Source organism: Priestia aryabhattai (genome assembly GCF_023715685.1).
Lineage (GTDB): Bacteria > Bacillota > Bacilli > Bacillales > Bacillaceae_H > Priestia > Priestia aryabhattai_B.
In genome coordinates this window covers 482,497-508,732 of sequence record NZ_JAMBOQ010000002.1, presented here as the reverse complement: position 1 = coordinate 508,732, position 26,236 = coordinate 482,497, and the positions used below count along the sequence as shown (strand labels likewise).

Annotated in this window: 29 protein-coding genes; 2 read left to right on the top strand and 27 right to left on the bottom strand. The window is 38.6% G+C overall.

Going from position 1 to position 26,236, the window contains the following annotated elements; translation table 11 throughout:
* Positions 1-28: 28 nt before the first annotated feature.
* The 15 genes from M3225_RS09475 to M3225_RS09405 form a co-directional block, all read right to left on the bottom strand.
* A complete protein-coding gene (locus tag M3225_RS09475) occupies positions 29-1,591 on the bottom strand; it encodes an APC family permease (protein ID WP_251392879.1) in 1,563 nt (520 codons plus the stop codon).
* Positions 1,592-1,910: 319 nt separating this feature from the next.
* A complete protein-coding gene (locus tag M3225_RS09470) occupies positions 1,911-2,558 on the bottom strand; it encodes a nitroreductase family protein (RefSeq protein WP_251392877.1) in 648 nt (215 codons plus the stop codon).
* A gap of 271 nt (positions 2,559-2,829) precedes the next feature.
* Entirely contained in the window at positions 2,830-3,579 is a 750-nt protein-coding gene (locus M3225_RS09465; protein WP_251392875.1) for an SDR family oxidoreductase, read from the bottom strand.
* Between the two features lie 21 nt (positions 3,580-3,600).
* Positions 3,601-4,572 carry a DHH family phosphoesterase gene (locus M3225_RS09460; RefSeq protein WP_251392873.1) on the bottom strand — a complete coding sequence of 324 codons (972 nt, stop codon included), beginning with the start codon at positions 4,570-4,572 and terminating at the stop codon, positions 3,601-3,603.
* A 199-nt stretch (positions 4,573-4,771) separates the two neighbouring features.
* Positions 4,772-5,320: a 6-phospho-3-hexuloisomerase gene (gene hxlB, locus M3225_RS09455; RefSeq protein WP_251392871.1), complete on the bottom strand. Its 549-nt coding sequence runs from the start codon at positions 5,318-5,320 to the stop codon at positions 4,772-4,774.
* A complete protein-coding gene (gene hxlA / locus M3225_RS09450; RefSeq protein WP_251392870.1) occupies positions 5,320-5,955 on the bottom strand; it encodes a 3-hexulose-6-phosphate synthase in 636 nt (211 codons plus the stop codon). Before hxlA ends, hxlB begins: the two co-directional genes overlap by 1 nt.
* A gap of 101 nt (positions 5,956-6,056) precedes the next feature.
* On the bottom strand, positions 6,057-7,067 hold the full coding sequence (locus tag M3225_RS09445) for a LacI family DNA-binding transcriptional regulator (protein ID WP_251392868.1): 1,011 nt from the start codon (positions 7,065-7,067) through the stop codon (positions 6,057-6,059).
* 101 nt (positions 7,068-7,168) lie between these two features.
* Entirely contained in the window at positions 7,169-7,813 is a 645-nt protein-coding gene (locus M3225_RS09440; RefSeq protein WP_251392859.1) for a bifunctional 4-hydroxy-2-oxoglutarate aldolase/2-dehydro-3-deoxy-phosphogluconate aldolase, read from the bottom strand.
* Positions 7,814-7,839: 26 nt separating this feature from the next.
* Positions 7,840-9,120, bottom strand: a complete 1,281-nt coding sequence (locus M3225_RS09435) for an MFS transporter (protein WP_251394368.1) — start codon at positions 9,118-9,120, stop codon at positions 7,840-7,842.
* 2 nt (positions 9,121-9,122) lie between these two features.
* Positions 9,123-10,082, bottom strand: coding sequence for a sugar kinase (locus M3225_RS09430; RefSeq protein WP_251392857.1), 960 nt, complete (start codon positions 10,080-10,082; stop codon positions 9,123-9,125).
* A complete protein-coding gene (locus tag M3225_RS09425) occupies positions 10,079-10,822 on the bottom strand; it encodes a sugar phosphate isomerase/epimerase family protein (protein WP_251392856.1) in 744 nt (247 codons plus the stop codon). Before M3225_RS09425 ends, M3225_RS09430 begins: the two co-directional genes overlap by 4 nt.
* A 157-nt stretch (positions 10,823-10,979) precedes the next feature.
* Positions 10,980-11,708 (bottom strand): hypothetical protein, encoded by a 729-nt coding sequence (locus M3225_RS09420; protein ID WP_251392854.1) that lies wholly within the window; start codon positions 11,706-11,708, stop codon positions 10,980-10,982.
* 140 nt (positions 11,709-11,848) lie between these two features.
* Complete coding sequence (locus M3225_RS09415) at positions 11,849-12,391, bottom strand: phytoene desaturase family protein (RefSeq protein WP_251392852.1); 543 nt, start codon at positions 12,389-12,391, stop codon at positions 11,849-11,851.
* Complete coding sequence (locus M3225_RS09410; RefSeq protein WP_251392850.1) at positions 12,388-13,035, bottom strand: carotenoid biosynthesis protein; 648 nt, start codon at positions 13,033-13,035, stop codon at positions 12,388-12,390. Before M3225_RS09410 ends, M3225_RS09415 begins: the two co-directional genes overlap by 4 nt.
* Before the next feature lie 351 nt (positions 13,036-13,386).
* Positions 13,387-13,848 carry a hypothetical protein gene (locus tag M3225_RS09405; protein ID WP_251392848.1) on the bottom strand — a complete coding sequence of 154 codons (462 nt, stop codon included), beginning with the start codon at positions 13,846-13,848 and terminating at the stop codon, positions 13,387-13,389.
* A gap of 271 nt (positions 13,849-14,119) precedes the next feature.
* Between M3225_RS09405 and M3225_RS09400 the strand changes: the two genes are divergently transcribed.
* Positions 14,120-14,758, top strand: a complete 639-nt coding sequence (locus M3225_RS09400) for a HoxN/HupN/NixA family nickel/cobalt transporter (RefSeq protein ID WP_251392846.1) — start codon at positions 14,120-14,122, stop codon at positions 14,756-14,758.
* A 29-nt stretch (positions 14,759-14,787) separates the two neighbouring features.
* On the opposite strand, the gene M3225_RS09395 is transcribed toward M3225_RS09400, so the two are convergent.
* The 8 genes from M3225_RS09395 to M3225_RS09360 all read right to left on the bottom strand — a co-directional run bounded on the left by M3225_RS09395 (position 14,788) and on the right by M3225_RS09360 (position 20,940).
* Positions 14,788-15,597, bottom strand: coding sequence for an urease accessory protein UreD (locus tag M3225_RS09395; RefSeq protein ID WP_251392845.1), 810 nt, complete (start codon positions 15,595-15,597; stop codon positions 14,788-14,790).
* Positions 15,594-16,208 carry an urease accessory protein UreG gene (gene ureG, locus M3225_RS09390; RefSeq protein WP_251392843.1) on the bottom strand — a complete coding sequence of 205 codons (615 nt, stop codon included), beginning with the start codon at positions 16,206-16,208 and terminating at the stop codon, positions 15,594-15,596. Before ureG ends, M3225_RS09395 begins: the two co-directional genes overlap by 4 nt.
* 39 nt (positions 16,209-16,247) lie before the next feature.
* Entirely contained in the window at positions 16,248-16,934 is a 687-nt protein-coding gene (locus M3225_RS09385) for an urease accessory protein UreF (protein WP_251392841.1), read from the bottom strand.
* Positions 16,927-17,373, bottom strand: a complete 447-nt coding sequence (ureE, locus tag M3225_RS09380) for an urease accessory protein UreE (protein ID WP_251392839.1) — start codon at positions 17,371-17,373, stop codon at positions 16,927-16,929. The genes M3225_RS09385 and ureE overlap by 8 nt, the downstream gene beginning before the upstream one ends.
* 10 nt (positions 17,374-17,383) lie before the next feature.
* The gene (gene ureC / locus M3225_RS09375; protein ID WP_251392838.1) at positions 17,384-19,093 is read right to left on the bottom strand and encodes an urease subunit alpha; all 1,710 of its coding nucleotides are present in this window, start codon (positions 19,091-19,093) and stop codon (positions 17,384-17,386) included.
* Between the two features lies 1 nt (position 19,094).
* The gene (locus M3225_RS09370; RefSeq protein ID WP_251392837.1) at positions 19,095-19,421 is read right to left on the bottom strand and encodes an urease subunit beta; all 327 of its coding nucleotides are present in this window, start codon (positions 19,419-19,421) and stop codon (positions 19,095-19,097) included.
* A gap of 14 nt (positions 19,422-19,435) precedes the next feature.
* Positions 19,436-19,738: an urease subunit gamma gene (locus M3225_RS09365; protein WP_071273344.1), complete on the bottom strand. Its 303-nt coding sequence runs from the start codon at positions 19,736-19,738 to the stop codon at positions 19,436-19,438.
* A 152-nt stretch (positions 19,739-19,890) separates the two neighbouring features.
* Positions 19,891-20,940 carry an anthranilate phosphoribosyltransferase gene (locus M3225_RS09360; RefSeq protein ID WP_251392832.1) on the bottom strand — a complete coding sequence of 350 codons (1,050 nt, stop codon included), beginning with the start codon at positions 20,938-20,940 and terminating at the stop codon, positions 19,891-19,893.
* Positions 20,941-21,133: 193 nt separating this feature from the next.
* On the opposite strand from M3225_RS09360, the gene M3225_RS09355 reads away from it, so the two are divergent.
* Positions 21,134-22,270, top strand: a complete 1,137-nt coding sequence (locus M3225_RS09355) for a C40 family peptidase (RefSeq protein WP_251392825.1) — start codon at positions 21,134-21,136, stop codon at positions 22,268-22,270.
* Positions 22,271-22,350: 80 nt separating this feature from the next.
* On the opposite strand, the gene M3225_RS09350 is transcribed toward M3225_RS09355, so the two are convergent.
* The 4 genes from M3225_RS09350 to M3225_RS09335 form a co-directional block, all read right to left on the bottom strand.
* The gene (locus tag M3225_RS09350) at positions 22,351-23,352 is read right to left on the bottom strand and encodes a 3D domain-containing protein (protein WP_251392823.1); all 1,002 of its coding nucleotides are present in this window, start codon (positions 23,350-23,352) and stop codon (positions 22,351-22,353) included.
* 318 nt (positions 23,353-23,670) lie between these two features.
* Positions 23,671-24,420 carry an oxygen-insensitive NADPH nitroreductase gene (nfsA, locus tag M3225_RS09345; protein ID WP_251392821.1) on the bottom strand — a complete coding sequence of 250 codons (750 nt, stop codon included), beginning with the start codon at positions 24,418-24,420 and terminating at the stop codon, positions 23,671-23,673.
* A gap of 92 nt (positions 24,421-24,512) precedes the next feature.
* A complete protein-coding gene (locus M3225_RS09340; RefSeq protein WP_251392820.1) occupies positions 24,513-25,646 on the bottom strand; it encodes an MGDG synthase family glycosyltransferase in 1,134 nt (377 codons plus the stop codon).
* Entirely contained in the window at positions 25,643-26,236 is a 594-nt protein-coding gene (locus M3225_RS09335; RefSeq protein ID WP_251392819.1) for a DedA family protein, read from the bottom strand. Before M3225_RS09335 ends, M3225_RS09340 begins: the two co-directional genes overlap by 4 nt.

Genomic DNA, 26,236 nt, shown 5'->3' with positions numbered 1-26,236 from the left:
ACGGCATGAATTCATGCCGTGTTTTTTATTAGTCATCTGTATCGATAACTGCTTTTGGTAAACCTGTATATTTCGCCCAGTAGAAAATACCGAGGGAAACGAGAGCAATTAAAATTAAGTCAAGTGGGTTGCTTAGCACACCTTGTCCTCCACCAAATGAACCTAGGTAAGAGATAACAAGCATAATAATATAATAAGCAACTAGCCACCACGCAGATTTAAGCTGCTGTGCAAATTTTACAACGTCAGTTGGTACGTATTTTTTAAACGCTACGTAGATAACGACCATTAGAAGCTGTGATCCTAGAAGCCAAGAAATTGTCGTCCACCCTGACCAATACACGATGTAGGAACAGAAGATAAATGAAACAGGAGCAATAACACTCATACCTTTTAATTTAAAAGGCTTTTTAAGGTCTTTTGCATTTACTCTGAATGCAGCAGCTGAAATTGGCGCAATAGCATAAGACAGAATAAGTGCTACTGAACATACGTTTACTAGTGCTTCCCACGAAGGAAATGGCAGTGTCCAGAATACAGACATTCCAAATGATAGCCATAGTGACGCACGTGGAATTCCTGTTTTCTTATCTACTTTTGAGAAACGTTTAAATAGTGTTCCATTACGAGACCAAGCATAAACTAGACGAGAAGTTGTATTCATAAAGATGTTCCCGTTACCGCCTGGTGATAAAATAGCATCAAAAATAACAAGCGTTACTAACCAGCCAAGGCCTAGAATAAGTGCAATATCTTTAAATGGTAAAGAGAATTGCTCTTGAATTGTTCCCCATCCTCCTGATAGCATATCAGACGGAATGTTACCAATGAACAATACTTGCAGTGCTGTGTAAATAATCGCTGAAAGTACAATACAGATAATTAGCGCGATTGGAATATTACGCTGCGGATTTTTAACTTCACTGGCTACAGAAACAATAGGGTGAAGTCCTAGGTAGGCAAACATAACGCCACCTGTTGAAATGGCTGCTTGAATACCATTAAAACCAAACGGAGCAAAATCGCCAGTTGTAAAGTTAGCTGATTTGAAGTGATAAGCTAACACGACGATAATTGTAAGAGGAACCGCATATTTGAACACAGATATAATGACATTTGACTTAGCAAATGCTTTTACACTTACGTAGTTAATGATAAAAAATAGCGTTAACAACGCGAACTGAAATAACCAGCCAATTGTAGTAGGCGATTCAGAACCATGTTTAGTTAGACCAGGAAGCCAAAAAGCAACATACTGACGTACAGCCGTTACCTCGATGGCAATCAAACTAGTGTAAGCAATAATGGTAATGAATGAAATTAAGTAACCCACTAAGTGACCATGTGAGTAAACTGGATAACGGATAATTCCACCGGTACGCGGCAGCGCTGCTCCAAGTTCAGCATACACTAAACCGATAAGTAAAATAATGACTCCGCCAATCAGCCACGAAAAACTTCCGGCTGGACCAGCCTTTGACGCTACGTTACTAACCGCAAATAACCAGGCGGAACCAAAAATAGCTCCCATCCCAATTAACGTTAGGTCAAGTAACGATATTGATTTTTTAAACTTTCCTTGATCAGACATAAAATCCTCCTTTAAAATTCCCACTCCACATACCTAACGCCCTTGCGTCCGATATGGGATTCTTTACATCATCCTCCTCTTACTAAGACCTCACAAGTGGATATGTTAACAAATATTCTCTAAAAAACCAAGTTAAAAACTTTATTTTTTTGCAAAACATCATTGAATTGTTTATGTATAACGCATAAATTCCACAGAAGATTTGAGGACTACTCCCCTTATTTAACCGCATTTTTCTTAGGTTAAACATAAAAGAATATTCAAACTATTCTTCGTAAAAAAAAGCTTGAAATTAGAAAATCCCAAGCTTTTTTTGTGATTATTTAAATACTTTTACACGTTCACTTAGCGCTTGAAACTCTTTTTCTCCCGCCGGTGCCACAGGATTACCAAATGGCATTTGGGCAATCAGCTTCCATGAACTTGGAATATGCCAAGCTGCTTTTACTTCATCGTCAATCAATGGATTGTAATGTTGTAAAGTTGCTCCTAGGCCTTCCAGCTCAAGTGCTGTCCAGATTACATGCTGCAGCATACCTGATGATTGGTTAGACCAAACTGGGAAATTTTCGCTATAAGATGCGAATTGTTTTTGCAACCCTTCAATTACTTCTTGATCTTCAAAGAAAAGAACTGTTCCATAGCCGCTTCCGAATAAGTTCATTTTTTGATCCGTATCTGCAAAATTTTCAGCTGGCACAATTTCACGAAGCGTTTCTCTCGTAATACCCCATACTTTATCATGCTGTTCGCCAAATAAAACGACTACGCGTGCGCTTTGAGAATTAAATGATGAAGGGGTATGTTTCACCGCAAAGTTAATAATTTCTTCAATTTTTTCTTCTGATATTTTTACATTTTTATCAATTGCATAAATAGAACGTCGGTTTTTAATTGCTTCATAAAAATCTTTTCCAACCTGTTGCTGATCACTTGATTTATCAAATAATTTATCTAAAAAACCCATTTTCCACACTCCTAATTGTTTGTTTTTTTAAACTTAAATTGCATGTTTATACCCTTCCCCCTGATAAAAGAGGATAAACAAGATATAATGAATTCTTATATCTCTAATTCGAGATATTAAACCGAAAAAATATTAATTGAAATTTAATTACTTTATGTAACTTACTTTACAATGATTATTTCAGTCTGTCAAGAAAAAAATTATTATTTGCTTCTTTTCTTGATTATATGAAAAAAGACTGCTAGATATGGCAGTCTTTTTTCGTAGATGCTTAATGTTCATAAATCATTTTTCGCGTCATTCCTCCGTCTACTACGAGGTTAGCTCCTGTCACAAAATCATTTTCAGCGTTTGTTAAGTACATACACGCTCTTGAAATATCCGCCGGCGTTCCCACTCGATTAGACGGATGCTGCGTATGATCAATTTCACGGAGGCCATCGTAATCCGATGTCTCAATCCATCCTGGAGAAATAGCATTTACTGTGATGTTGTCACCACCAAGCGAAATGGCAAGTGCATGAGTTAAAGCAACGATTCCTCCTTTTGTAGCGGCGTAGGCTTCTGTATGAGGTTCAGACATTGTAGCTCTCGTAGAAGCTAAGTTCACAATAGAGCCTCCGCTTTCATTTTTCCTCATCACTTTAGCCGCTTCGCGAGAGCATAAAAACACGCTGCGCAAGTTCGCATTGATAATGTCATCCCATTCATCAACGGTTAGCTCATACGGTGATTTCCAGCGAGAAACGCCTGCATTATTAATCAAAATATGTATCGTCCCATACGTACTGACCGTTTTTTCAATGAGATTTAAAATATCTCCTTCTTTTCGGACGTCTGTTTTTACAAAAATGGCTTCCCCGTCTTGTCTTTGAATAGCCTCTGCGTGACGCTCCCCTTCCGTTTCGTCCATGTCTGCCAATACTACTTTTGCTCCTTGTCTCGCGTATGCGCGGGACACATCTTTTCCTATTCCATTCGCAGCTCCAGTAACAACGACAACTAGATCTTTAAACGACATATCATCCCCTCCTTATACGCTTTATTCACTTTTTTCTTCATCTTTAAACAAGTGATCCGTGACGAAAAGAGCAAACGTTTCAGCTGTTAACTTGCATCCAGAAGCTTTTGGGTGACCTCCTCCTCCGAGGTGCCCAACAATTTCTGCTAAGTTGATCTCGTCTTTTACTGCACGGAAGCCAATCTTTTGGCGTCCCATATCTACCATAACGGAAAAGTCAATATCTTCGTTTTCTAGACATAGTGCATTTCCTAGCTCAGACTGATATGTATCTGCAAATACAATGCCTGCGTTATACTCTGTTTTAGCAATTTCAACGCTTTCTTTTATGATTTGTTTTTGTTTGTCATAAATGTATTTTTCAATCTTTTTTTCTTCTGCTTCCAGTAAAATTTCGTGTTTGTCCGTAAATGTAAATTCTTGATTTTCAGTATGATAAGATTCACGAAGTGTTTCTAGAATGGTCTCTTTAAATTCTTCATGCGGGATTAGATAATATAGGTGATTGAGGCGCTTTGCTTTCAAGTTATTTTCATGGAACCAGTCCCACGTATCAAATAAGCGCACAAGTTCTACGTATTCATCAAGCAACGCCGTTTTTTGAAGCATGTTGTGGCGTACTAAGTAGTCGTAGAAAAGAGATGTAGCTGCCGTCTTTTTACCGTTTTCATCTTCCGCGATAACATGAACCCAATCATATTTCTCAGCTAGTGGAAGAGCAGAGATATGATGGTCAATAAGAGTGATTTGCTGGCCTTTTTTTACCAGTTCATTTAATTTTTCCGCTACTTCATCATTCACGCTAATATCCGTTATGTATAAAGCTGTGTCTCCATCGTTTTCGTCTTCAATAAAATGCTCCACCGTGTCATTGATGCGGCCAATGCTTACCGTGCTGTAATCAAAATTGTCGTCGTCAAAAGCTAACCGCCCCAACAATGCTGGACTTACACCATCTAAATCGTTATGTGAAATTAATTTTATTTTTGTCATCAATCAAAACTCCTTTATTCTCAGTCGCCTTAGTATATGTACCGGCTTGTATATTATAGCAATTTCAACATAAAAATGCTGTTATTTACTTTGAAGAGAATGAATATATTCGCAATAAACAAAAGTGAAGTCCACGTTTAGACGTAGACTTATTTGCATCAAAAAGCACTCTTTTCGTATAAAAAGAGTGCTTTTTCACTTACTCTAAATTGCTATGCTGCTTAAACGCCTGTTCATGATCCGTGTGGTTCAAATTCCCGTATTCCAAGCAAATGGTATCAAATACAACGTGAGCACATTGATCAAATAATGAACCAAGAGGCTGAATAGAAGCTGCTTCATTTTCGCTTCGGTATTTGGTTGCAGCAGGAATGTGCAGCAGCTTATCAGTATGAGCAGTTAATGGTGATTCTGTACTAGCTGAAATACCGATAACTGAACATCCTACTTCTTTGGCTTTTTTAGCTATACTCACCACTTGCTGTGTTTTTCCTGAACCAGATACAGCCACCAATACGTCACCTGCTGCAATCGAAGGAGTAATGGTCTCCCCTACAACGTATACTGTCGCACCTAAATGCATCAGTCTCATCGCAAATGATTTGCCCATTAAACCAGAGCGACCTTCGCCTATAACAAAAATTCGTTTAGCTTGATAAAGTAAAAACGCTACTTCTTCTATTTGAGGTTCTTTTATGTGATTCATTACGGTCGTAATTTCATGTAAAATCGTGTGTGTTTTTGTCATTATACGTTCCCCCTGCTCATAAATAAATCTTGAAACTCAGCAGATGCCTTTGCCACATCCGCGCTTTTTGTAATGGCTGATCCAATAATCGCTACGTCTGCCTTCATTTGAAGTAACGATGCTGCTGAGGTTGGATTAATTCCTCCTGCTACTGCCATTTGCGCATCTGAATGAAAATACTGCCGCAAATTTATTTGACTCAGCAATTTTCCTTCTTTTTCTTGTTCGTCTTTGCTGATATGATGGCAGAAAATAGAGTTATTGTAAATACTTACTTGCTTTTGTAAGCTGCTTGACGTATTTAATAAATCAACCATCATTTTTTTATTCCATTTTTCGCTTACATTTGCACACGTTTCTATCGTTGGTAAAGGTGATACGCCCATTACCGTTGCTACATCTGCCCCTGCTTGATAGCACATTGTAAACTCATACTCTGCGTTATCAATCGTTTTTATATCTGCTACAATCGTTTTATGCGGAAAGGCATGTTTGATTTTATAAATGCTTTCAATTCCGTACTCTTTTATAAGAGATGTACCTACTTCAATCCAATCAACAGAGGGTTCAGCCAGCTTGGCAAGTATAATAGCTTCTTCAATTGTGACGCGATCTAATGCTAGTTGTATCTTCATATTTCTTCTCCTCACTTTCTACTAAATCGGTTTAGTAACAGCGTGAAAAAACCAATATTTTAATGAGCTAAAAAGAGCACGCCATAGGCGCTCTTTTTAGCTTAATGCGATAAAGTCGTTTCCCGAATAATTAATTCACACTCATACTGGTACTCTTCATAAGCTATTTTTTCTTTTAAAATTTGCTTAATGAGTAAATCTGCTGCTTTTGTTCCCATATCAAAAGCAGGCTGCGAAATCGTGGTAACGGCAGGCGTTGCTACATCTGCATAAGGAATATTATCATAAACAATTAAAGATAAATCATTTGGGATATTAAATCCGTTTTGTTTAATAAATTTCTGCACTTCAATGAATACTAAGTCGTTTCCAGCAAGCAGCGCTGTCGGCGGACTGTCGGCTGCAAATAGCTTCTCAAGCGCTTTTTGCATGTCCGCTTTTTTGCAGTTAATAATCATGGATTCATTTACAGGCATGCTTGCTGATGTTAACGCTTCTTTGTACCCTTCTATACGTTCAATCCGAGGTGTAATGGTTAATGGTTCTGTAATAATCGCTATATGCTTATGTCCAAGCTGGAGCAGATGCAAAATAGCCTGTTTTGTGGCTTCTTTATTGTTCGCCACTACGGATGGGATTTTCCCTTTTACATCATGAATTTTACGATCCATAATGACAACCGGATATTCTTCTTTACTCATCTGTTCATAAAGAGAAGTATTGGCCCCCGTTGGAAATAAAATAAGACCATCTACTTGCTTTGCTTTTAACATATTAATATATTTCTTTTCTTTCTCAGGATCATCATCTGCGTTACAGATGATGGCATGTATATCTTGTGAATGGCAATAGTCCTCAATTGCACGAATGACTTCAGTGGAAAATCTGTGCATAATATTCGCGACAATAATCCCAATCATCGACGTTCGCTTTTGTTTTAAGCTCCGTGCTAGATAGTTGGGCTGATAGCCGAGTGTATCAATCGCTTCTTTAATTTTCTTTCGTGTTTCTTCTCCCATATATTCGTACCGCTTGTTAATGTATTGTGATACGGTGCTTTTGGAGACATTTGCTGTTTTGGCAACATCAAGCATAGTAACTTTTTGCATCATGATCCGTCCTTTTCATTCAATCCCTAAAATTATGCTACTCCTAGTGTAAACGAAAAAAACGAAAAAGGAAAAGCCTTCTTAGTAGTAGAAGGCTTTATTTACTAAGCGTACGCAAGCCTAGCTTCTTGAATTTCATGAGTAAAACGTTTTGCTTCCTTTGTTACTTGAAGTAAGTATTCAGGAGTTGGAAGCTGTTTTCCATCCACTAATGTGCTTCCTGCTCCAATAGCAGCTGCTCCCGCTTTGATATAAGCTCCCGCATTCTCAGCTGTAACGCCTCCTGTTGGCATTAATGGAATGTGTGGAAGCGGTCCTGCTATATTTTTAAAATAGGCGGGGCCTACTACACTTGCCGGGAAGACTTTAATCATATCTGCACCGCATTCATATGCTGTTAAAATTTCAGTTGGAGTAAAAGCTCCCGGAACGCTAATTACCCCGTATCTTTTAGCCGTTTTAATTGTTCGTTCGTTCACTGTAGGAGAAAAAATAAATGATGCTCCCGCCATAATAGCGATTCGTGCTGTTTCTTCGTCTAGAACAGTTCCTGCTCCAATAAACATCGAGTCGTCAAATTCATTTTTCAACTCTTTAATAACCTCTACAGCAGCAGGGTTTTCCATTGTAATTTCTAGGGTTGTTACTCCGCCTTCTTTTAACGCGTAGGCAAGCGGGATAATTCGCTCAGCACTTGCTCCTCGAATGACCGCTACAATACCGCTACTTGTAATTTTCTTAATCTGCATTTTAATTCTCCTTTTCTATGGTTACATTAAGCCGTTGTTTCGACTGGCTTTATACTTTGAACTTCTCTTGGCTTTTTCGTTGCAACAATAGTTAGAATCGCAGCAAGGAATAGTGCTCCGGCCATAAAGATATATGAAGCGCCGAATCCTCCTGTTGATCCATTTAAAAACCCTACAATATAAGAACCAGCAAATGAACCAAGTGCGCCCATACTATTAATCAAGGCCATTGCTCCTCCAGCAACATTACGCGGTAAAATTTCAGGAATAATCGCAAAGAACGGTCCGTACGGAGCGTACATCGTTCCTCCGGCGATAACGAGTAAGGTAAAAGAAAGCCAGAAATTGCTTGTGCCAACTAAATAAGATCCGTAAAAAGCAAGCGCTCCTACTAATAAGAACGGCCATACAAATGCGCTACGTTTTAAAAACTTATCTGATAGATATGAAACCGCTAACATTAATACAACTGCTAATACGTAAGGAACGGACGCTAACCATCCTGTCTTCACTATACTCATGTTAGGCGCTGCTTTAATAATAGACGGCAGCCACATAACAAATCCGTAGACGCCGATACTCCATAAAGCATATTGAATGCTTAATAAAATGACGATACGATTTTTGAAAGCTTCTTTATAGCTTTTAACAGGTTTGATTCCTTCTTGTTCTTTTTGTAATGCGTCATGTAAATCCGCTTTTTCTTTTTTCGACAGCCATCCTGCATCTTTTGGCTCATCATTTACTAGTTTCCACCATAAAAATGCCCAAATAACAGCCGGAAAACCTTCTAAAATAAACATCCATCTCCAGCCAAACGATTCTAGCAAATACCCAGAAACAATAGACATCCAAAGAACTGTTGCCGGGTTTCCTAAAATTAAAAACGTGTTGGCTCTAGAACGTTCTGCTTTTGTAAACCAGTGGCTCAAAAACACGAGCATAGCAGGCATAACGGCACTTTCAACTACTCCCAAAGCAAATCGAATAACAAACAAAAACCCAACGTGGCTTACCATACCCGTAGCTGTAGCAAGTCCTCCCCATAAAATCAGAGACCAAAAAATCAGCTTTTTGGCGCTTTTATTTTCAGCATAGTGAGCACCTGGAATCTGAAAAAAGAAATAACCTAAGAAAAAGAGCGATCCTAATAAAGACGAAATACCTGGCGTAATATGAAGATCTTCTGCCAGCCCTGACGCTGCTCCAAATCCATAGTTTGCACGGTCTAAATAAGCAAGACTATATGTGATAAATACGATAGGAATTAACCGGAGCCATCTTTTTTTTGCTAGCTGCTGTTTCATCATCATTTCACTCCTTGTTTTTGAGATTCCATATATCTTTGCAACTGCTGTTCAGTTGGATATCCGTCGTTATCTCCAGGGCTTTGTACAGCTAATGACCCAATGGCATTTGCTCTCATGACAGATTGAGTAAGAGAATCATTTTGAAGAAGTCCGCTTAACAGTCCTACTGCAAAACCGTCTCCTGCTCCGACTGTATCCACTATTTGTTTCACTTTTATTCCTTTAACTATTCCTTGCTCTCTTGCCGTCTTAAAAAAGGCTCCTTGTTCACCTAGTTTAATAACAACAAGCTCTACGCCTGCATTTAAATAATAAGAAGCAATGTCTTCCGGATTTTCGTAACCGGTTAAGATTTTTCCTTCTTCAATACCCGGCAGAACGTAGTTTGCTTGTTTAGCAGCTTCATTGATTGTAAAAACCATTTCTTCCTTTGATGTCCAAAGAGTCGGTCGCAGGTTTGGATCAAAGGAAACCGTTCTCCCAGCTGCTTTCATAGATGTAAGTGCATGTAGAGCAAATTCGCGCATACTTGCTGACACAGCAAGCGGTATTCCTGTCATATGCATATGTTTTGCTGCTAAAAAATAGTTTCTATTAAAATCGCTGGAGTGCAAGTGACTGGCTGCTGAATTTTTTCGGAAGTAACAAACTTCTGGATCTCCCACTTCCACTTTTGATTTAATTTGAAAGCCTGTTGCATGTTCGCTATCTACTAGTACACAATCGGTGTTGACAGATTCCTCTTGTAGCCGCTTCATAATAAACGTACCAAAAGGATCGTTGCCTACTTTGCTTACCCAGCCTGCGCGCAGACCGAGACGAGCGAGACCAATTGCTACATTTGTTTCTGCCCCGGCAAGTTCTTTCGTATAATGCTTAATCTCATGCAGCGGTCCTGGTTTTTCTGCCATGAACATCGCCATTGCTTCTCCGAAGGTAATAACGTCTAACGAATTCATTGAACTTCCTCCTGTTCTGCTGCTTGCACCAATGAAATGAAGCCTGGAATTTGTTCCAGTTCATCGATTGGAAACTCTAAAGCTTTAAAAATCGAATGAGAAAACCCTTTCAAAATACCTTTCCACATTTCATTTGAATCGTTTGATATAGCGGTTGTCACTAGCTTTCCGCTGCTTTTTATTACGTGTTTAATATGAATATAGCCCACAAATGACCTTAACTTTTTTATTGCTTCCTCAGGTCGTTCCTTTACATAAAGCCAATTACCAATATCAAACGTCATGGAAACAGGAACTCCGTAAGCGCTATCAAAAAATGCGTGTAGAGATGCTATGTTTCCTCCGTGACTGGTTTGATCGTTTTCCACAAATAGATTTAAAGTTGGAAATGCCTGCAATAGCTGCTGTAAATCTGCGATAGGAGATTGGAGCTGATAAAAGCCAAGAGAAACCTTTACCCACTGAGCCCCAAGTGATGCGGCTTCTTCAAGAACAGATTTTAATTCTTGTTTGTTTAACTCTCCATTTTCTTTCCACAGTTCAATTGGAGCCGAATATACTGTAAAAAGCGGATATCTTTTTAATTCTTCGGCAATAAGGTCAATCTCTTGATCTACTTTTTTCATTAACTCTCTTCGAATTTCCACTCCATGCACTTGCTGCTCATGTATTCGCTGAATCATGGTGTGCTGATAGCCTGTCGTTTCAAATGCATTTAAAGGGATAATGATACTATTCATAAATCGACCTACCTTTCTTATTATATTAACTAAACACTTACTAAACCGGTTTAGTAAATCGATTTATCTAAATTATAAGACTATTGAAAGCGCTTTTCAAGCTTTTTTTATAAATTATAAAAAAAAGAAACAACACGGTTCTATGCCGTGTTGTTTCTTAGTGATCATCTGTACTTTTTACTAGATTGCGATCTTGTTGGTAAATATCATAAATTAAGAAGCTAAAGCCATAGTACAAGACCATAATGACAACTGACTTCGTCATGATAAATAAAGCGCCTAGCCCGATACCAACTAACAGCGTCTGGATACTTAAACGATCACGCTGGAAAGCTAGCTGTGATAGGAAATAACCAATACCAATTAAAATAGCCAACACCCATGTATTTTGAATGGCTAATACATAGTGACTATATAAATAAAAGCTAGGAAAATAGACGGTGCTTTCTACAAAGCTTGAAATACCGCTGTATGCAAGCCACCACTTTTTCTCTCTTTCCGTTTTAGGAACGGTTGCCTCGATTGACGTGGGCATCTCCTGTTCTAAAAAAACCGTTTCTCCATGATCTTTCATCCAATGAAGCATAATGGAAAGAATGATAAAGCCGGCAAAGATTAAAAGCAGCAAATATTCAACCCACGCTGGATACGGAGCCGTCCGGTGAATCGTATCGAGATATACTCCCTGTAATCCTAACATAGAAATTGGAACCGCATGGTATACCATAACCGCAATATAAAATAGTAAAATTAGCACATAAAAAAAGAACTGTTCTTTGTAGTAGCGAATTTTTTTGCCTTCTGAAGCAATTCGCTTAACAGTCACGCTTTCCAAGTACGGACGGATAATGCTTATGATAATAATAAGACACGTAAATACAATCATATAGTTATGTAATCACCTTTTCAACTTCGTTATGTAACATATTTTTCATCTTTTCCATCCGTAAGAACAGTGGGTTAACAGCCTCTGCACTTTCTTATAGTACCAAAAAACTAAACTTTTTGACAATCCTGATTTATCAATTAGGAAGATGAAATAAGCATAGCTACATTGATGCCGCTAATCGTGACCATAGGAGACCCTCCTCCGGGGTGAGACGTTCCTCCTGCAAAATATAAGTTTTTAACATCTTTTGAGACGTTGCTTGGGCGAAGAAAACTATCCATTTTTCGATTTGAACTCACTCCGTAAAAAGCGCCTTTAAATGCACCAAATGTTTGTTCGATTTCATATGGAGTGACAATTCGTTCATGTACAAGCGAAGACTTGATATCTAAACCAAAATGAGAAAGCTTGCGATAGACAACTTCTCTGTAAGCTTTCATTTCTTCTTGATTCTTTTCTTTCACAGCAGGGGCATTCACTAAAATAAATAAATTATCACCCGGAGCCACCGTATTATCGGTGTATGAAGAGTTACAAATATAAACAGTCGGATCGGTTGGAAGCGTTTTTTGCTGAAATAGCTCATAGAATTCCTGCTTATAATTCTGAGAAAAATACACTTGATGATGAATCAGTTGAAAAAAGCGCTCAAATATTCGGTTTTTATTCGGATAAATCATAAGCGAGTCTCCTTTTTATACACAATATAAAGAATAAGAAAAGGAATCATCGTCAGCCATACGACAAGCCATAGGCCATTTATTAACGCTACAATCACAAACATCACGACGACTGCACTATACAAAAATATCATTCTTCTTTCCCATACCGGCTCTTTTTCTTTAGGAGACTTAGCTAAAAAGAAATATACGACCAGCTGAATGAAGAAAGACAGTAAAAACCAGCCGGAGAAATTAGATAAAGGAATATTATAATAAAAGCTGTCCCCTTCCCACACCCAATATTGTTTAACAACATAGGCAACAGGATCAATAGCCAAATCCATAATAACAGCAAATAGCGAACTAATGATTGCATAGGCAACTCCATGGACAATAAATGGCAGCTCCATACGCTTCATAATCCCTAAAGCTAATATTCTGCTTGTAATCACAACCATAAACCAAGCAGAACCAATGGTTAGAGGAACCTCTAAAATTTTGGCAAAATCTTTTTCATAATCGTAGGAGCCAAATAAAAATCCATATTTAACACCTAGACTTTCGACATAAATAGATGCGCCTGTCACAAATACCGCAACGACCAGTGCCCGCCTTACCCCATAGGCTTTAGCTAGATAAATAAGAGCAAGAAGACTGCTCAAGTGTAAAAAGACCGCGTTTGCTCATTCTAACCATGAAGGGAGCAAATCAAAGGAAAGCAAGACAACTCCGCATATGTACCAGATAAGAAAAAACGATAAATACCATTTGTTATCATCCTCGATTCACCTTCTCTCCAGCTTCTTTTTGTCAAATTGCTATTATATAAGCTTGTACACATTCTCTCCATTTTCAATGTGCTCTTTTTTATAAGTAGTTCACTTTCTCTTAAAGTTATGTAAAAACAGCCACTGTTAGTACGTTCCCTAAATAAGAGACTTTATTACTTATTTATAAACAAAAATAAAATAAACGTCCATTAAAATCTACATATGTATAGATTGTAATGACGTTTATTTTTTCTTATGTATATACACTTCTAATAGCTTTTTGACAATGAGTCCAATAACAAGCCCGGGTACAACAGACAGCATAGGCAGCCAAATTGGTCCTATAAAAACACCGTTGATGGTTGTCACTGAGGAATACATGATGCCTACTGTAACAAAATAAGCACAGGAGACAAAAGGAATAAATGTAAATCTCGATGCGCCGTTTTCTGCTTCTTTAACAGCGTCCCAAATTGCAAAGAAATACAAACATGGATAAAACATTAACCACTGCATGTTCATTACCTCTAGGGACTGCCTTGTTTCTCCTAAAAAGCTTAAACGAATGCCTTCATTAAAATTTGCGCCCATATTAATGAGAAATTCAAGTACAATAAACAAAATTCCTTTAATATGTTTTTTGTTTAGTAATTGTCCAAAGCCCGGCAACGCAATGCTCCATAAAAGAGCTTCTAGTCTAGTCACGTTCTATCCCAACATTTTGACGTATAAAAAAACTCCACAGTATGATATCGGTAGAAATTTTGTCCATAGTTATCAACCTCACAATAATTTACTCATAGTTTTTGTAAATGTACAATTTTTATACTACATCTCCCTTAATATTTGTAACTTATTGTAAATTGATGAATTGTTTAGCTACTCGATCAGACATTTTGTTTAGAATTTTCTGTTTATTAAAACATAAGCGTACGATATACTAGTTTTATACGTACGAAAGGATGAGAAAGCTGACATGGAAACAAGTTTTTTTTCAATTTTAATACTAGGGTTTTTTTTAGGAATCAAGCATGCTCTAGAACCAGATCATATTATCGCTGTATCAACCATTGCTTCAAAAAGTAAAAAGCTGTGGCGCTCTTCGCTTGCAGGAGTATATTGGGGGATTGGCCATACGCTTACGCTGTTTATTTTTGGCATGATTTTAATTGTGTTAAAAAGCAGTATTTCTGAACGTATGAGCATGTCACTTGAATTTTTAGTAGGCATTATGCTGGTTTACCTTGGTTTTACGTCGTTTTTGTCTTACAAAAAGCAAGTACATACGCATCACGAAAAAACGTCTTACTTAAAGTCATTGGGCATCGGCTTTGTTCATGGACTGGCCGGAAGCGCAGCGATGGTTGTATTAACGATGAGCACCGTTACTCACACATGGCAAGGTGCTCTGTACATTATGATTTTTGGAATTGGCACTTGTCTTGGCATGCTGTTATTTACAACGGTTATTGGGATTCCGTTCGTTACAACTAAAAAACAACTCACGCTAAATCGCTGCTTGATGCAGGTGACAGGTGCTGTCAGCATTATATTTGGCCTCTATTATATGTATAATTTAGGTGTAAGCGACGGATTATTTAGTCTATGGTTCTAGAAAAAAGAAGCCCCAATCGGCTTCTTTTTTTAATATTTACGCAAAAGTGATACTTCAGCTTTTAGTAAATGCTGTCGGAACAATCCGTATATTTTAGCGATTATGTTTTCAATTTCTTGTGTGCTAGCAGCTAGTATTCGAATAGCACATCCGGAAACCGGAAGTGCAGAAGTACCTACTTTACAGCATGCCTCTTCGCACAGCTGATGTATTTTCGCTATAAAGGCATCGTCGGTGTTTGGATGAACAATGATGATCGATCCAAAATGAGTATACCCTTCCATTTTCATCATGCCGCGCAAATGATTTTCCGGCTTCAAATATAAATGATCATACACCTTCAGCTGCTTGTTTACATACAGTTTAAGCTTGGAACGCATAGAGGTATATTGAAACAGCTGCCCATCCGGCGACCACCCCGGGGTGATGCTGTCACACATAAACAAAGCAGCGCTTTCTGCCATATGAACCGTTATTTCTTGGACAAATGCAGCATTTTCATACAAAATAAGCGGGTCGGGTATATATTCCATGATGGCTTGTTCTTCAAGGGTTATACACGTTTCTTGTAAAACAGCTTCGTTCGGTGTTTTGTACACCTTTGTCGCAGATTGAGTAGTAGCCGTCAGCTGAGCATTTTTCTCTACCGTTATCATCGTTTTATATTTGTCTCCGCTCACGTATCCTCCGCCTACGTGAAGCATATAAACAAAAGGTGATTCAGGAGTCATGTAAATAGGTCTTGCAACTTTGAAAGCCCCGTAATGGTAAGTATCTTTAATAACGGTTCGCTCACTGTTTCTTTCTGCTCGAAGCTCTAAATAACCCGTGTAGCTCATGATTCAAGGCCGATTAAAAATGCCTCTTTTTTAATCCACTCTACAACTTGATCGAGCCCTTTATCTTCTTTTAAATTGGTGAAAACAAAAGGCTTGTGCCCTCTCGCTTGGATTGTATCTTTTTCCATTACTTCTAAACTAGCTCCTACATACGGGGCTAAATCTGTTTTGTTGATAATAAATAAATCAGATTTAATCATTCCTTGGCCGCCTTTACGCGGGATTTTTTCTCCTTGTGCTACGTCGATGATATAAATCGAAAAATCAACGAGCTCTGGGCTAAACGTTGCGGCTAAATTATCTCCTCCGCTTTCCACAAAAATAAGTTCAACATCGGGGTGACGTTCCACTAACTCATCGATCGCAGCAAAGTTCATGGATGCATCTTCTCGAATAGCCGTATGAGGACATCCTCCTGTTTCTACCCCTACGATACGATTTTCTGGCAAAATACTGTTTTTCACTAGAAATTGTGCATCTTCTTTTGTATAAATATCGTTTGTAACGACTGCCATACTGAGCTGTCCTTCTAGCGCACGCGTTAATCGTTCTACTAACATTGTTTTCCCTGCACCAACAGGTCCACCAATTCCAATTTTAATTGCATCCATTTTTTACGCCTTCATCGTTAGAAGGCCTTCCCTCCTTTTTTATGACATGAACAATCGGACATGCAATTGTTCATGCTGCATTTGAGCAATTTCTAACCCTGGTGTCACGGCACCAAATTCCTCTTGATCTGCTTGTAAAATATGCTGAAGTGCTTGCTGCAGCAGCGGTTGAAAAAGAACGAGCGTTTTTTGCCCATCCGTTTGGCCGATTGGTATACCGCGAACTGCATTTTGAATTAAAGAAGAGATGCTAGCGTACAAGTGACTTAAAACGGCTTCTTCTTTTGTAATATTTAACTGCAAGCTGGCTAGCGCAAATACAACAGCAGGATGTCCGTACGCCTTCTTTGCTTTTACTTCATTCATATACTTTTCTAAATAAGTGCCTTTAAATAACTCTAAGCAAAGTTTTAACATGCGCTGGCCCACCCGTCTTGTCCCTTCTCTTGTTTCTTTTGACAAAGCAAGAGCGTATAGTTCATGATCAACTCTCATAATTTCGTTAAACTGGTTATGAGCAGCATACTCATAAGCCAGTCTGCATGCTAAGCCGTCCGTATACGTCAGCTGAACATCAAGATATGTACGAAGCGCTTCTTGAAAGGTTTCTGTGTTGTAAATTTGATTTCGCTGAATATACGTTTCAAAACCAAATGAATGTGAAAATGCACCTGATGGAAAATTTGAATCACATAGTTGAATCAGCGAAAGCAATGAATTAGTCATGACTGTGTCCGATATGCTTAAAAGCTTGTTTTACTTTTCTTTTTTCGCGCTTATAGGGAATGTCGAGCTGCTGGAGCAATTCTTCCACTAAATAATCGTACTGTACGAGCATTTCTCTACCTTCAAACTGCGCCGGCAAATGTCGGTTGCCAAGCTGATGAGCAATTTCTCCCATCTGTTGAATATCAATCGGCTGAATGGTCAAAATATCGTCTGCTAGCACATGGACAACAATCATATTGCTTTCATCCATAAATAGCACATCACCATCAGCCAGCTCGCGATTTTCTTTTAGACGGATTCCTAGTTCCTTACCGTGATCTGTCACAACGCGCTGAACGCGTTTTACTAAGTGATCACTTTCGATATATACCTTTTCTATATGCGGAGCTCGTTTTTCTAATGTTGCTATATTTCCGATAATTTTTTCGATTACCATTTTTTTCACCTCAAAATAAAAAGTATCGCTGCGCCATAGGCACGACTTCTGCTGCTTCACATGCAATCATTTGTCCATCTACTTTTACTTCATATGTTTGGGGATCAACTTCAATTTTAGGCATTTCCCCATTTAACTTCATATCTGTTTTTTTTAATTGACGAATATCTTTTACCGGTTTAAGCAGCTTTTGTAACCCCAGTTTCTCTCCCACTCTTTTCTCGTACGCTGCTTTTGACACAAATGTAACGGACGTTTTAGCTCTCGCTTTTCCATAAGAAGCAAACATCGGACGGTATAAAACCGGCTGTGGGGTTGGAATCGATGCATTAGGATCTCCCATTAAGCTATGGGCAATAAGCCCGCCTTTTACAATCAAGTCAGGCTTTATTCCAAAAAACGCTGGCTCCCATAGTACTAAGTCAGCCATTTTCCCTGTTTCTACCGATCCTACGTATTCGGAAATTCCATGAGCAATAGCTGGATTAATGGTATATTTAGCTACATAGCGTTTGACACGTGTGTTATCGCCGGCTTCGCTGTCGCCATCAAGTTTTCCTCGCTGCTTTTTCATCTTATCAGCTGTTTGCCACGTTCTTGTAATCACTTCTCCTACACGTCCCATTGCTTGAGAATCTGAAGAAATCATACTGAATACACCTAAGTCGTGTAAAATATCTTCAGCTGCAATCGTTTCTTTGCGAATTCGGGAATCAGCAAAAGCGATGTCTTCTGGTACAGAGGGATCAAGATGATGACATACCATGAGCATATCTAAATGTTCTTCAAGCGTGTTGACTGTATAGGGTCTTGTTGGATTAGTTGATGATGGAAGCACGTTTGGAAAGCTTGCCATTTCCATAATATCAGGCGCATGTCCGCCTCCAGCCCCTTCAGTATGATATGTATGAATGACTCGATCACCAATCGCAGCAATGGTATCTTCAACAAAACCGCCTTCATTTAAGGTATCTGTATGAATCGCAATTTGAACATCGTACTCGTCTGCAACCTGCAAGCTTGTGTCGATGGCAGATGCCGTGGTTCCCCAGTCTTCATGAAGCTTTAATCCAATCGCTCCTGCTTCAATTTGTTCAATTAAAGGCTCTTTGGCACTTGCATTTCCTTTTCCTAAAAAGCCAATATTCATTGGAAATGCTTCAGCAGCTTCAAGCATTCGTTCGATATGCCATGCTCCGGGTGTACAAGTTGTAGCTTTTGTTCCTGTAGCAGGTCCCGTTCCTCCTCCGATCATCGTTGTCACGCCAGAGGCAAGAGCGGTTTCAATTTGCTGCGGACAAATGAAATGAATATGCGCATCAATACCGCCGGCGGTTACAATTTTCCCTTCTGCTGCAATCACTTCTGTACTCGCACCAATGACGATGTCTACTTCATCCATCAACAGGGGATTGCCCGCTTTTCCGATGGTTTGAACGAGTCCATCTTTTATTCCAATATCTGCTTTATATATACCTGTATAATCAACAATAATGGCATTTGTCAACACTAAGTCCGCTGCTTCGCTTCGCGTTGCAAGAGGATGCTGCCCCATTCCGTCACGAATGACTTTTCCACCGCCAAACTTCACTTCATCTCCGTAGGTTGTGAAATCTTTTTCAATTTCAATAAATAGCTCTGTGTCTGCTAAACGAACAGCATCTCCCACAGTTGGTCCAAACATATCTGCGTACTGACGTCGCGACATTTGAAAACTCATCTTATATATCTTCCTTTCTATCAGAAAGCGATCTGTTTGTTTTATTGTTAAGACCATAGATTTCTCTTGTTCCGGAGAAAGCAACCAGATCCACTTCTTTTGCATCACCTGGCTCAAAACGAACGGCTGTACCGGCTGGAATATTTAAATGATAGCCAAGCGCGGCTTCGCGGGGGAATTCGAGCGCGGCATTCACTTCAAAAAAATGAAAGTGTGACCCTACTTGAACAGGTCGGTCGCCTCTATTGATTACAGTCACGCTAATCGATTTCTTTCCGTTATTACATGTGATTGAGTCTTTTTTTAAGAAATATTCCCCTGGAATCATATCTTTCCCTCCTCTTAACGAATTGGATCATGAACAGTGACGAGCTTGGTTCCGTCTGGAAAGGTAGCTTCCACTTGAATATCATGAATCATTTCCGGAATACCTTCCATTACATCTTCTCGTTTTAAAATCTTGGTACCTTCTCGCATTAACTGAGCTACCGTCTTGCCATCACGGGCTCCTTCCATAATTTCATATGTAATAATAGCTACTGCTTCAGGATAATTAAGTTTTAATCCTCTTGTCTGACGGCGTCTTGCCAAGTCGGCAGCTACGACAATCATTAATTTTTCTTGTTCTCGCGGCGTAAGTTTCAATGAAAGCTTCCTTTCTGCTAATCTATTTTCCAATTCACATTAAATGTTATATTTTCTAACATAAATATATAACTAATTATAATAAATTTTCTGACAAAAGACAAAGGATTTATCCCTTTCTATAAAAAAAGATGAGCTTTTTTGCTCATCTTTTACACTTCTGAAATCGCTTGTTTTTTCCATTTCTGCAGGTGTTTCCAGCCCAGACCTTCAGCTAGCTGACGTTTTGCATAGTCTATTCCTTTTTCAATAGAACCTTCATAGCCAAACAGATAATAACGTAAGCCGGCGTTTAACACTACTTGATTATAAACGTAAATTAGTTCAGGAGAAGACTCGCCCTCCAGAATGCGCGTCACATATTCCGCTTGTTTTTCAACACTTATTTTCTTTTCAAAGTGCTCTTCTTCCACGAAAAGTCCGTATTCTTTTGGATTGACAATAAACGACTCCATCTCTCCTTCTGAGATATTAAAAACAAAGCTGCTTCTATGTACAGGTACATCTTCAGATCCTTCTATACCTTGCACCACGTATACATGTTTGAAAGGCAGCGAAGCAAAAATGGGCACAATTTTGTTAATGGCTGTGCGATGAAAAGCACCCATCATTAAAGAAGAAGCATTCGATAAATTTAATAATTTTTCAACCGTATTAATTAGCGTCCTTACGCCAATTTCATGACGAATTTGTTTGATTCGTTCAAGAGGATAGGAGATTGTTTCGGCATTTACAAAGCCAATTTTTAACGCTTCAAACTCATGACCGATATCTTCAATAGTTTGAGCGTGAGGGATCTGTAACGAATGAAGTACGTCTTCAATCGTTGTTCCAAACTTTGGAGGAAGAGCTTCTGTACAATGTAAAAAAGCAGGCACACCCCTTTCAGCTAATAAAATCGATACGGGAATTGTCGCAAAAAATGAATTTCTCCCTGCATAAGGGCTTGCAAAATCAATTGATTTATCTTTTAACGGCTGAGATAGCGGTATTTCTTTTGTTTTTTCACGAAAAGCATGAACGAATCCCAATAGTTCATCTGCATTTTCAGTTTTAATACGTTCCGCGATAAAAAAAGCAGCGATCTGAGCATCCGTAGCTTGTCCAGAAGCAATTAAGCGAGCTGCTTCTTTTGCTTGTTCATACGTTAAGTCATTTGATCCTCTTTTTCCCCGCGCTATTTCTTTTATAAATTGCTGCATATCGTACACTTCCTTTTTACTGAATATTTGTACATTGTATCACATATCTTCTTTGTTCCTTAGATTATCTTATAGCAGGTACGTAAATTGCTGAAAAATATGAAATTAAAGGAAAAGTACTAGTTCTTTTATAACCTATTATAGTATAATCTATCTACTATACTATTATTTAGATATTTGGGGGACTTTACAAATGAAAAAAGAGAAACTACTTGTATCATTTATAGCAGCATCCGTTTTAGTAGGAGCATCGGTGACAACGCCCGTTTTTAGTCACTCTGCTTATGCTGCTTCTTCTGTCAGCGTTTATCAAAAAGACGTTAATTCGCTAGCAGATTATTACGCACCATTTTATAAAACAGTGGAAAAAAAGCTAAAAGAAATTGAAGGAATAAAAGATGACGAACAAGCGTTAGCGGCATACGATCAGCTTGCGGATCAAATTGATCAGTTTCTAACAAAGACTGATAAAAATTATGCGATGAATCACCTTAATTCAGAAGCTGATCAGCTTCAAGGCTATTTATATGACAGCTTAATTGCTCTTTACAATTATATTGTAGATCTTGAAGACTATGCTTATGGAGATGTAAGTGACGCGGAATTTAATAAGATCTCTGCAAATTTTGAAAAAGAAATCAACGCATACAATACGCAATTTCAGCAAAAAGCGAAAAGTTATAAAACGAAGCGAAAAGTAACGTTTAACGCAAATATGGGCTATTTGCTTGATGAAGATATTCAACCTTCACCAACAGCTCCATCTACACCGGCTGATAGCACCTATACGGTGAAAAAAGGAGATACCCTGACAGCTATCGCTAAAAAGTACGGGATAACAGTGGCTGAATTAAAAAAATTAAACAATTTAAAAACAGATGCGCTAAAAGTCGGACAAGTGCTGAAAGTGAAAAGTGGAAGCACATCTTCGCCTGCTCCAGCACCTCAAACTTCTGTTAGTGTAAAACAGCAGCAAATTGTATCATATGCCAAAACACTAATAGGAAAGCCATATAAATATGGAGGCACGACACCAAAAGGTTTTGATGTATCTGGGTACACACAGTATGTATATAAAAACGCGGGTTCAAATATTTCTATCCCACGTACAGTAGCAGATCAGTATAAAAGCGGCACGGATGTAAAGCAAAACAGCCTGCAAGCTGGCGATTTAGTTTTCTTTAAAAACGGCAAGTCCGTTTCAGTCGTAGGAATTTACTTAGGCAAACAAGAATTCATTTATGTCAGCAGCAAAGGCGTTAAAACGCAATTACTTGCGACAGCGTACTGGAAAAACAGCTATGCAGGAGCAAAGCGTATTATAAAGTAAAAAGAGGTGCCACAAGGCACCTCTTTTGCTTTACTAGCTATGTATTTCTATACTAGACTAGCAATTTCATAAAGAACTTCTTAGTTCATAACCGTGATTTTAACAGATTTTCTTCCGAACTGTTGAGCATCGCCTTCAGAAGGAACGAATACATCGATTCGATTACCTTTGATTGCTCCACCTGTATCTGCAGCTACAGCTTCACCATAGCCTTCTACATAAACTTTCGAACCTAACGGAATAACACTAGGGTCAACAGCGATTACTTTTTGATTTGGATTTGCTTTTAAATCCACTCCTGTAGCAGTTGTACCGCTACATCCAGCACAATTAGCCGTATAGGCAGTTGCTTCAACTGTCATTGACTTGCCGCTGGCTTGTTGTGACGATTCAGCAGGTTGTTGTTCTTTTTGAGCCTGTTCAGCTTGAGCTTGCTGCTGCTCTTTTTGAGCTTGTTCAGCTTGGGCTTGCTGCTGCTCTTTTTGAGCTTGTGCAGCTTGAGCTTGCTGCTGCTCTTTTTGAGCCTGTTCAGCTTGAGCTTGCTGCTGCTCTTTTTGAGCCTGTTCAGCTTGAGCTTGCTGCTGCTCTTCTTGAGCTTGTGCAGCTTGAGCTTGCTGTTGTTTGGTTTGAGTTTGTTCAGCCGGCGCTTGAGATTGCTGAGCTTCTGGAGCAGCTTGGGCTACTGAAGGGCTCGATTGCGGAGCTTGGCCGTTTGGAGACTGAATTTTTAGTTGTTCGCCAGGATAAATTAAATCTGACGTCAGTCCGTTCCATTCTTTAATTTGATCTACCGTCACGCCGTATTGCTGACCGATGGACCATAATGTGTTTCCTCGCTGAACTTTGTGTGTCGTTTCTTTTATAGTAGCTACGTTTAATTCTTGGTTTGGATAAATAATATTAGATGTTAAGTTGTTTGCATCTTTTAGCTCGTCTATGCTCACGCTGTGCTTTTGAGCGACTTTCCATAACGTATCACCTTTTTCTACGTGATACGTTCCGCTTGTAGAAGCAGAAGCTGCACCTACAAATCCCGCTGAAAGGATTGCTGTTGTTCCTAGAGTAAATATAAATTTTTTCATTACGAATAACCTCCTTATTTACTCAATGATTGAATGATATCATCCTCACATTTCACAGCCGTTACAGAGCCATGCTACTTTTATTACAAAACTTAACAAAACAGAACGTTTAATCGTAATATTTCTGATAATTTGGCTATATGATGAAACGTTTCTACTTTTTACTGCTTTTTATTGTTTTTTTTACCAAAATAGTTGAATTTCTTTATCATTACTGGCTATATCTCTTCTTTATTTCATTGACTATTTAACGGGTAAATTAAGCTTTTTCATAACAAAAAAACACTCACCACATGGGCGAGTGTTTGTATTACTTTTTTATTTCTTATTAAATCCTTGCTTTTCAACGAACTCTTTCATATACATACGCTTAGGGTTTGAAAGCATGTCAGCCATTTGACCAGTCCAGGTGTCTTGGCGTTTGCCATTTGTTCTTTCATTGTAGTAAGCAGAAATTTCTTCGTTGTACGCTGTTAATTCTTTTTTAGTCTGCTCATCGTTTGGCTCATATGTTTCTTCATGATACACATGTTTAAATGGTAATCGCGGCTTTTTATCCGTAATGCCCGCTGGATGTCCAACCGTTAGACCAAATAACGGGATTACATGATGAGGCAGTTTTAACAATTTGCTTACTTCTTCTAATTCATTACGCAAACCACCGATGTAACAAGCTCCAAGTCCCATTGATTCAGCGGCAAGCGTTGCATTTTGCGCGGCAAGGGCAACGTCAATAATAGCTACCATAAATTGTTCTGTGCTTTCGAGCGCTGTCGATAAATCTTTTTTCTCCATTTCCGCAATGACATCATGGCGATGAAAGTCAGCGCAAAATACAAAGAAGTGACCATTTGTTTCTACGTACGGCTGATTTCCTGCTAATTGAGCAAGCTTTCGCTTCGTTTCTTTATCTTTCACTCCAATAATGGAATACGCTTGAATATAGCTTGATGTGGAAGCTGCCTGGGCGCTTTCTACAATCGTCTGAATTTGCTCTTTCGACAATGGTTTGTCTTCATATTTACGAATAGAACGATGATTTAAAATCGTTTCAATAACTGAGTTCATATTATAATCTCCTTTTACTTCATTTAACCTTCTACAGATGTTATCTCTACAGTTAGTTTATCGAATGTAAAAAGAAATAACCAATGTTCTGCTTAAAATTGATTTTGACTTGTCTCATATCGATACAGCTTAAAATGATCTGCAAGCACGCGGTCTACTTTTACTTCTAAGCTGTCTACATATTCGTCCATTCGCTTAATCAAACGGTTTCGTTTTACATCATTTTCTAAAATGTTCTTAAGCTGCTGTTCAAAGGCTTCAGCATCATTAAGGGGAATAAGCAACCCTTTTTCTTTTAGATATTCAATGTTAATTTGTTCTTGACCAGGAAGAGACGAGTGAATAAAAATAGGTAGTCTTTTATGAAGGGCTTCGCTAATTGTCACTCCCCCTGCTTTTGTGACAATGGCATCTGCTCCCTCATATAAATCATTCATTTTCTCTCTTGATTTTACATACGAGACCGCTTTGATTCTCGGGTGGTTTAGTTTTATTAGTTCTTGATACAATTTTTTGTTTTTTCCACACAGCACATAATACATATACGTACAGTTTTGCGGCAGCTGCTGAAGCATTTTGCGTACATTTCCAAGGCCCGAATTTCCTCCGGCAATCAGGATATGTTTCTGTGGCACGAGATGGTCAATACGTCTTTTTAAAAATGCTTTATGAACAGGAATGCCCGTTACATAAATAGAAGACTCTTTTACACCGTGAACGTTCTGCAAAAACGCTTTTGTATCCTGATCAGGCACGCAGTGGAGCTCGATTCCATTTTTACCCCATACGTCGCTCACTAAGAAGTCGGTGTATACATTTATAACAGGAAGATCAATGATTCCTTTTTCTTTTAAGCCGCTCAATACACAGGAAGGAAAGCTGTGAGTGCAAACAATGACGTCCGGCTGCTCTGCATCAATTAATTTCTTCATATGGTATTCGATAATTGGCCACTTTTTTACGACAAAATCATCCATTGTATGGTCGTTTTTTTTGTATACATGCCCGTAATAAAATTTTTCAAACTGCTTTGGAAAAACAGAAATCCATTTCATGTAGATAGATGAAATCATTTGTTCTAGCGGTTTGCTCCAATAGCTTAAACAATCAATTTTTTGACAAATAACGTGCGAAAAACGTTCCATGATGGCATCCATAACGGCGTCTGCTACTTGGTGATGACCAGATGGCATTTGAAAAAGCGGTAAAAATAAAACCTTCCTCATTGACCATCCCTCCTCTCAAGACGTTTTCGGTTTCTTTTTCTTTTTATAAGTAAATAAATTACAAAAAAAGCCACAGCTCCCATAATGATATACGAAATATGAATCCGGTCTCCTACGTAGTAACCTAGAATGAGAAAAGAAAGGACCCATATTAGACTTCCTACCACCGATAATACCAAATAAAGCAAAAACGGATAGCGGCTTATTCCCGCCATATATGGACTAATTTGACGCAAGCCCGGAATATATAAGCCAAATAAAATGGTCCATATTCCATATTTATGGTAGCTGCCGGCTGCTGCTTCAATCTTCTCTTTAGTTAACCCTACGTATTTTCCGTATTTATCAAAAAACGGGGTTCCCGCATACCTTCCTAGTCCATAAGCAGTGAGCATTCCAGTTATAACGCCTAAAAAAGCAAAAATAGATGATTCGTATAAGTTCAGCTGATGTTTGGCAATAAACATGCCTAATAATATTAAAAATGATTCTTCAGGCGCTGGAATTCCAACAATCCCGCAAAAAAGTACAAGTAAAATAACAATATAACCATATGAATGTATATACTGAGAGATAATTGTTAAGTCCAC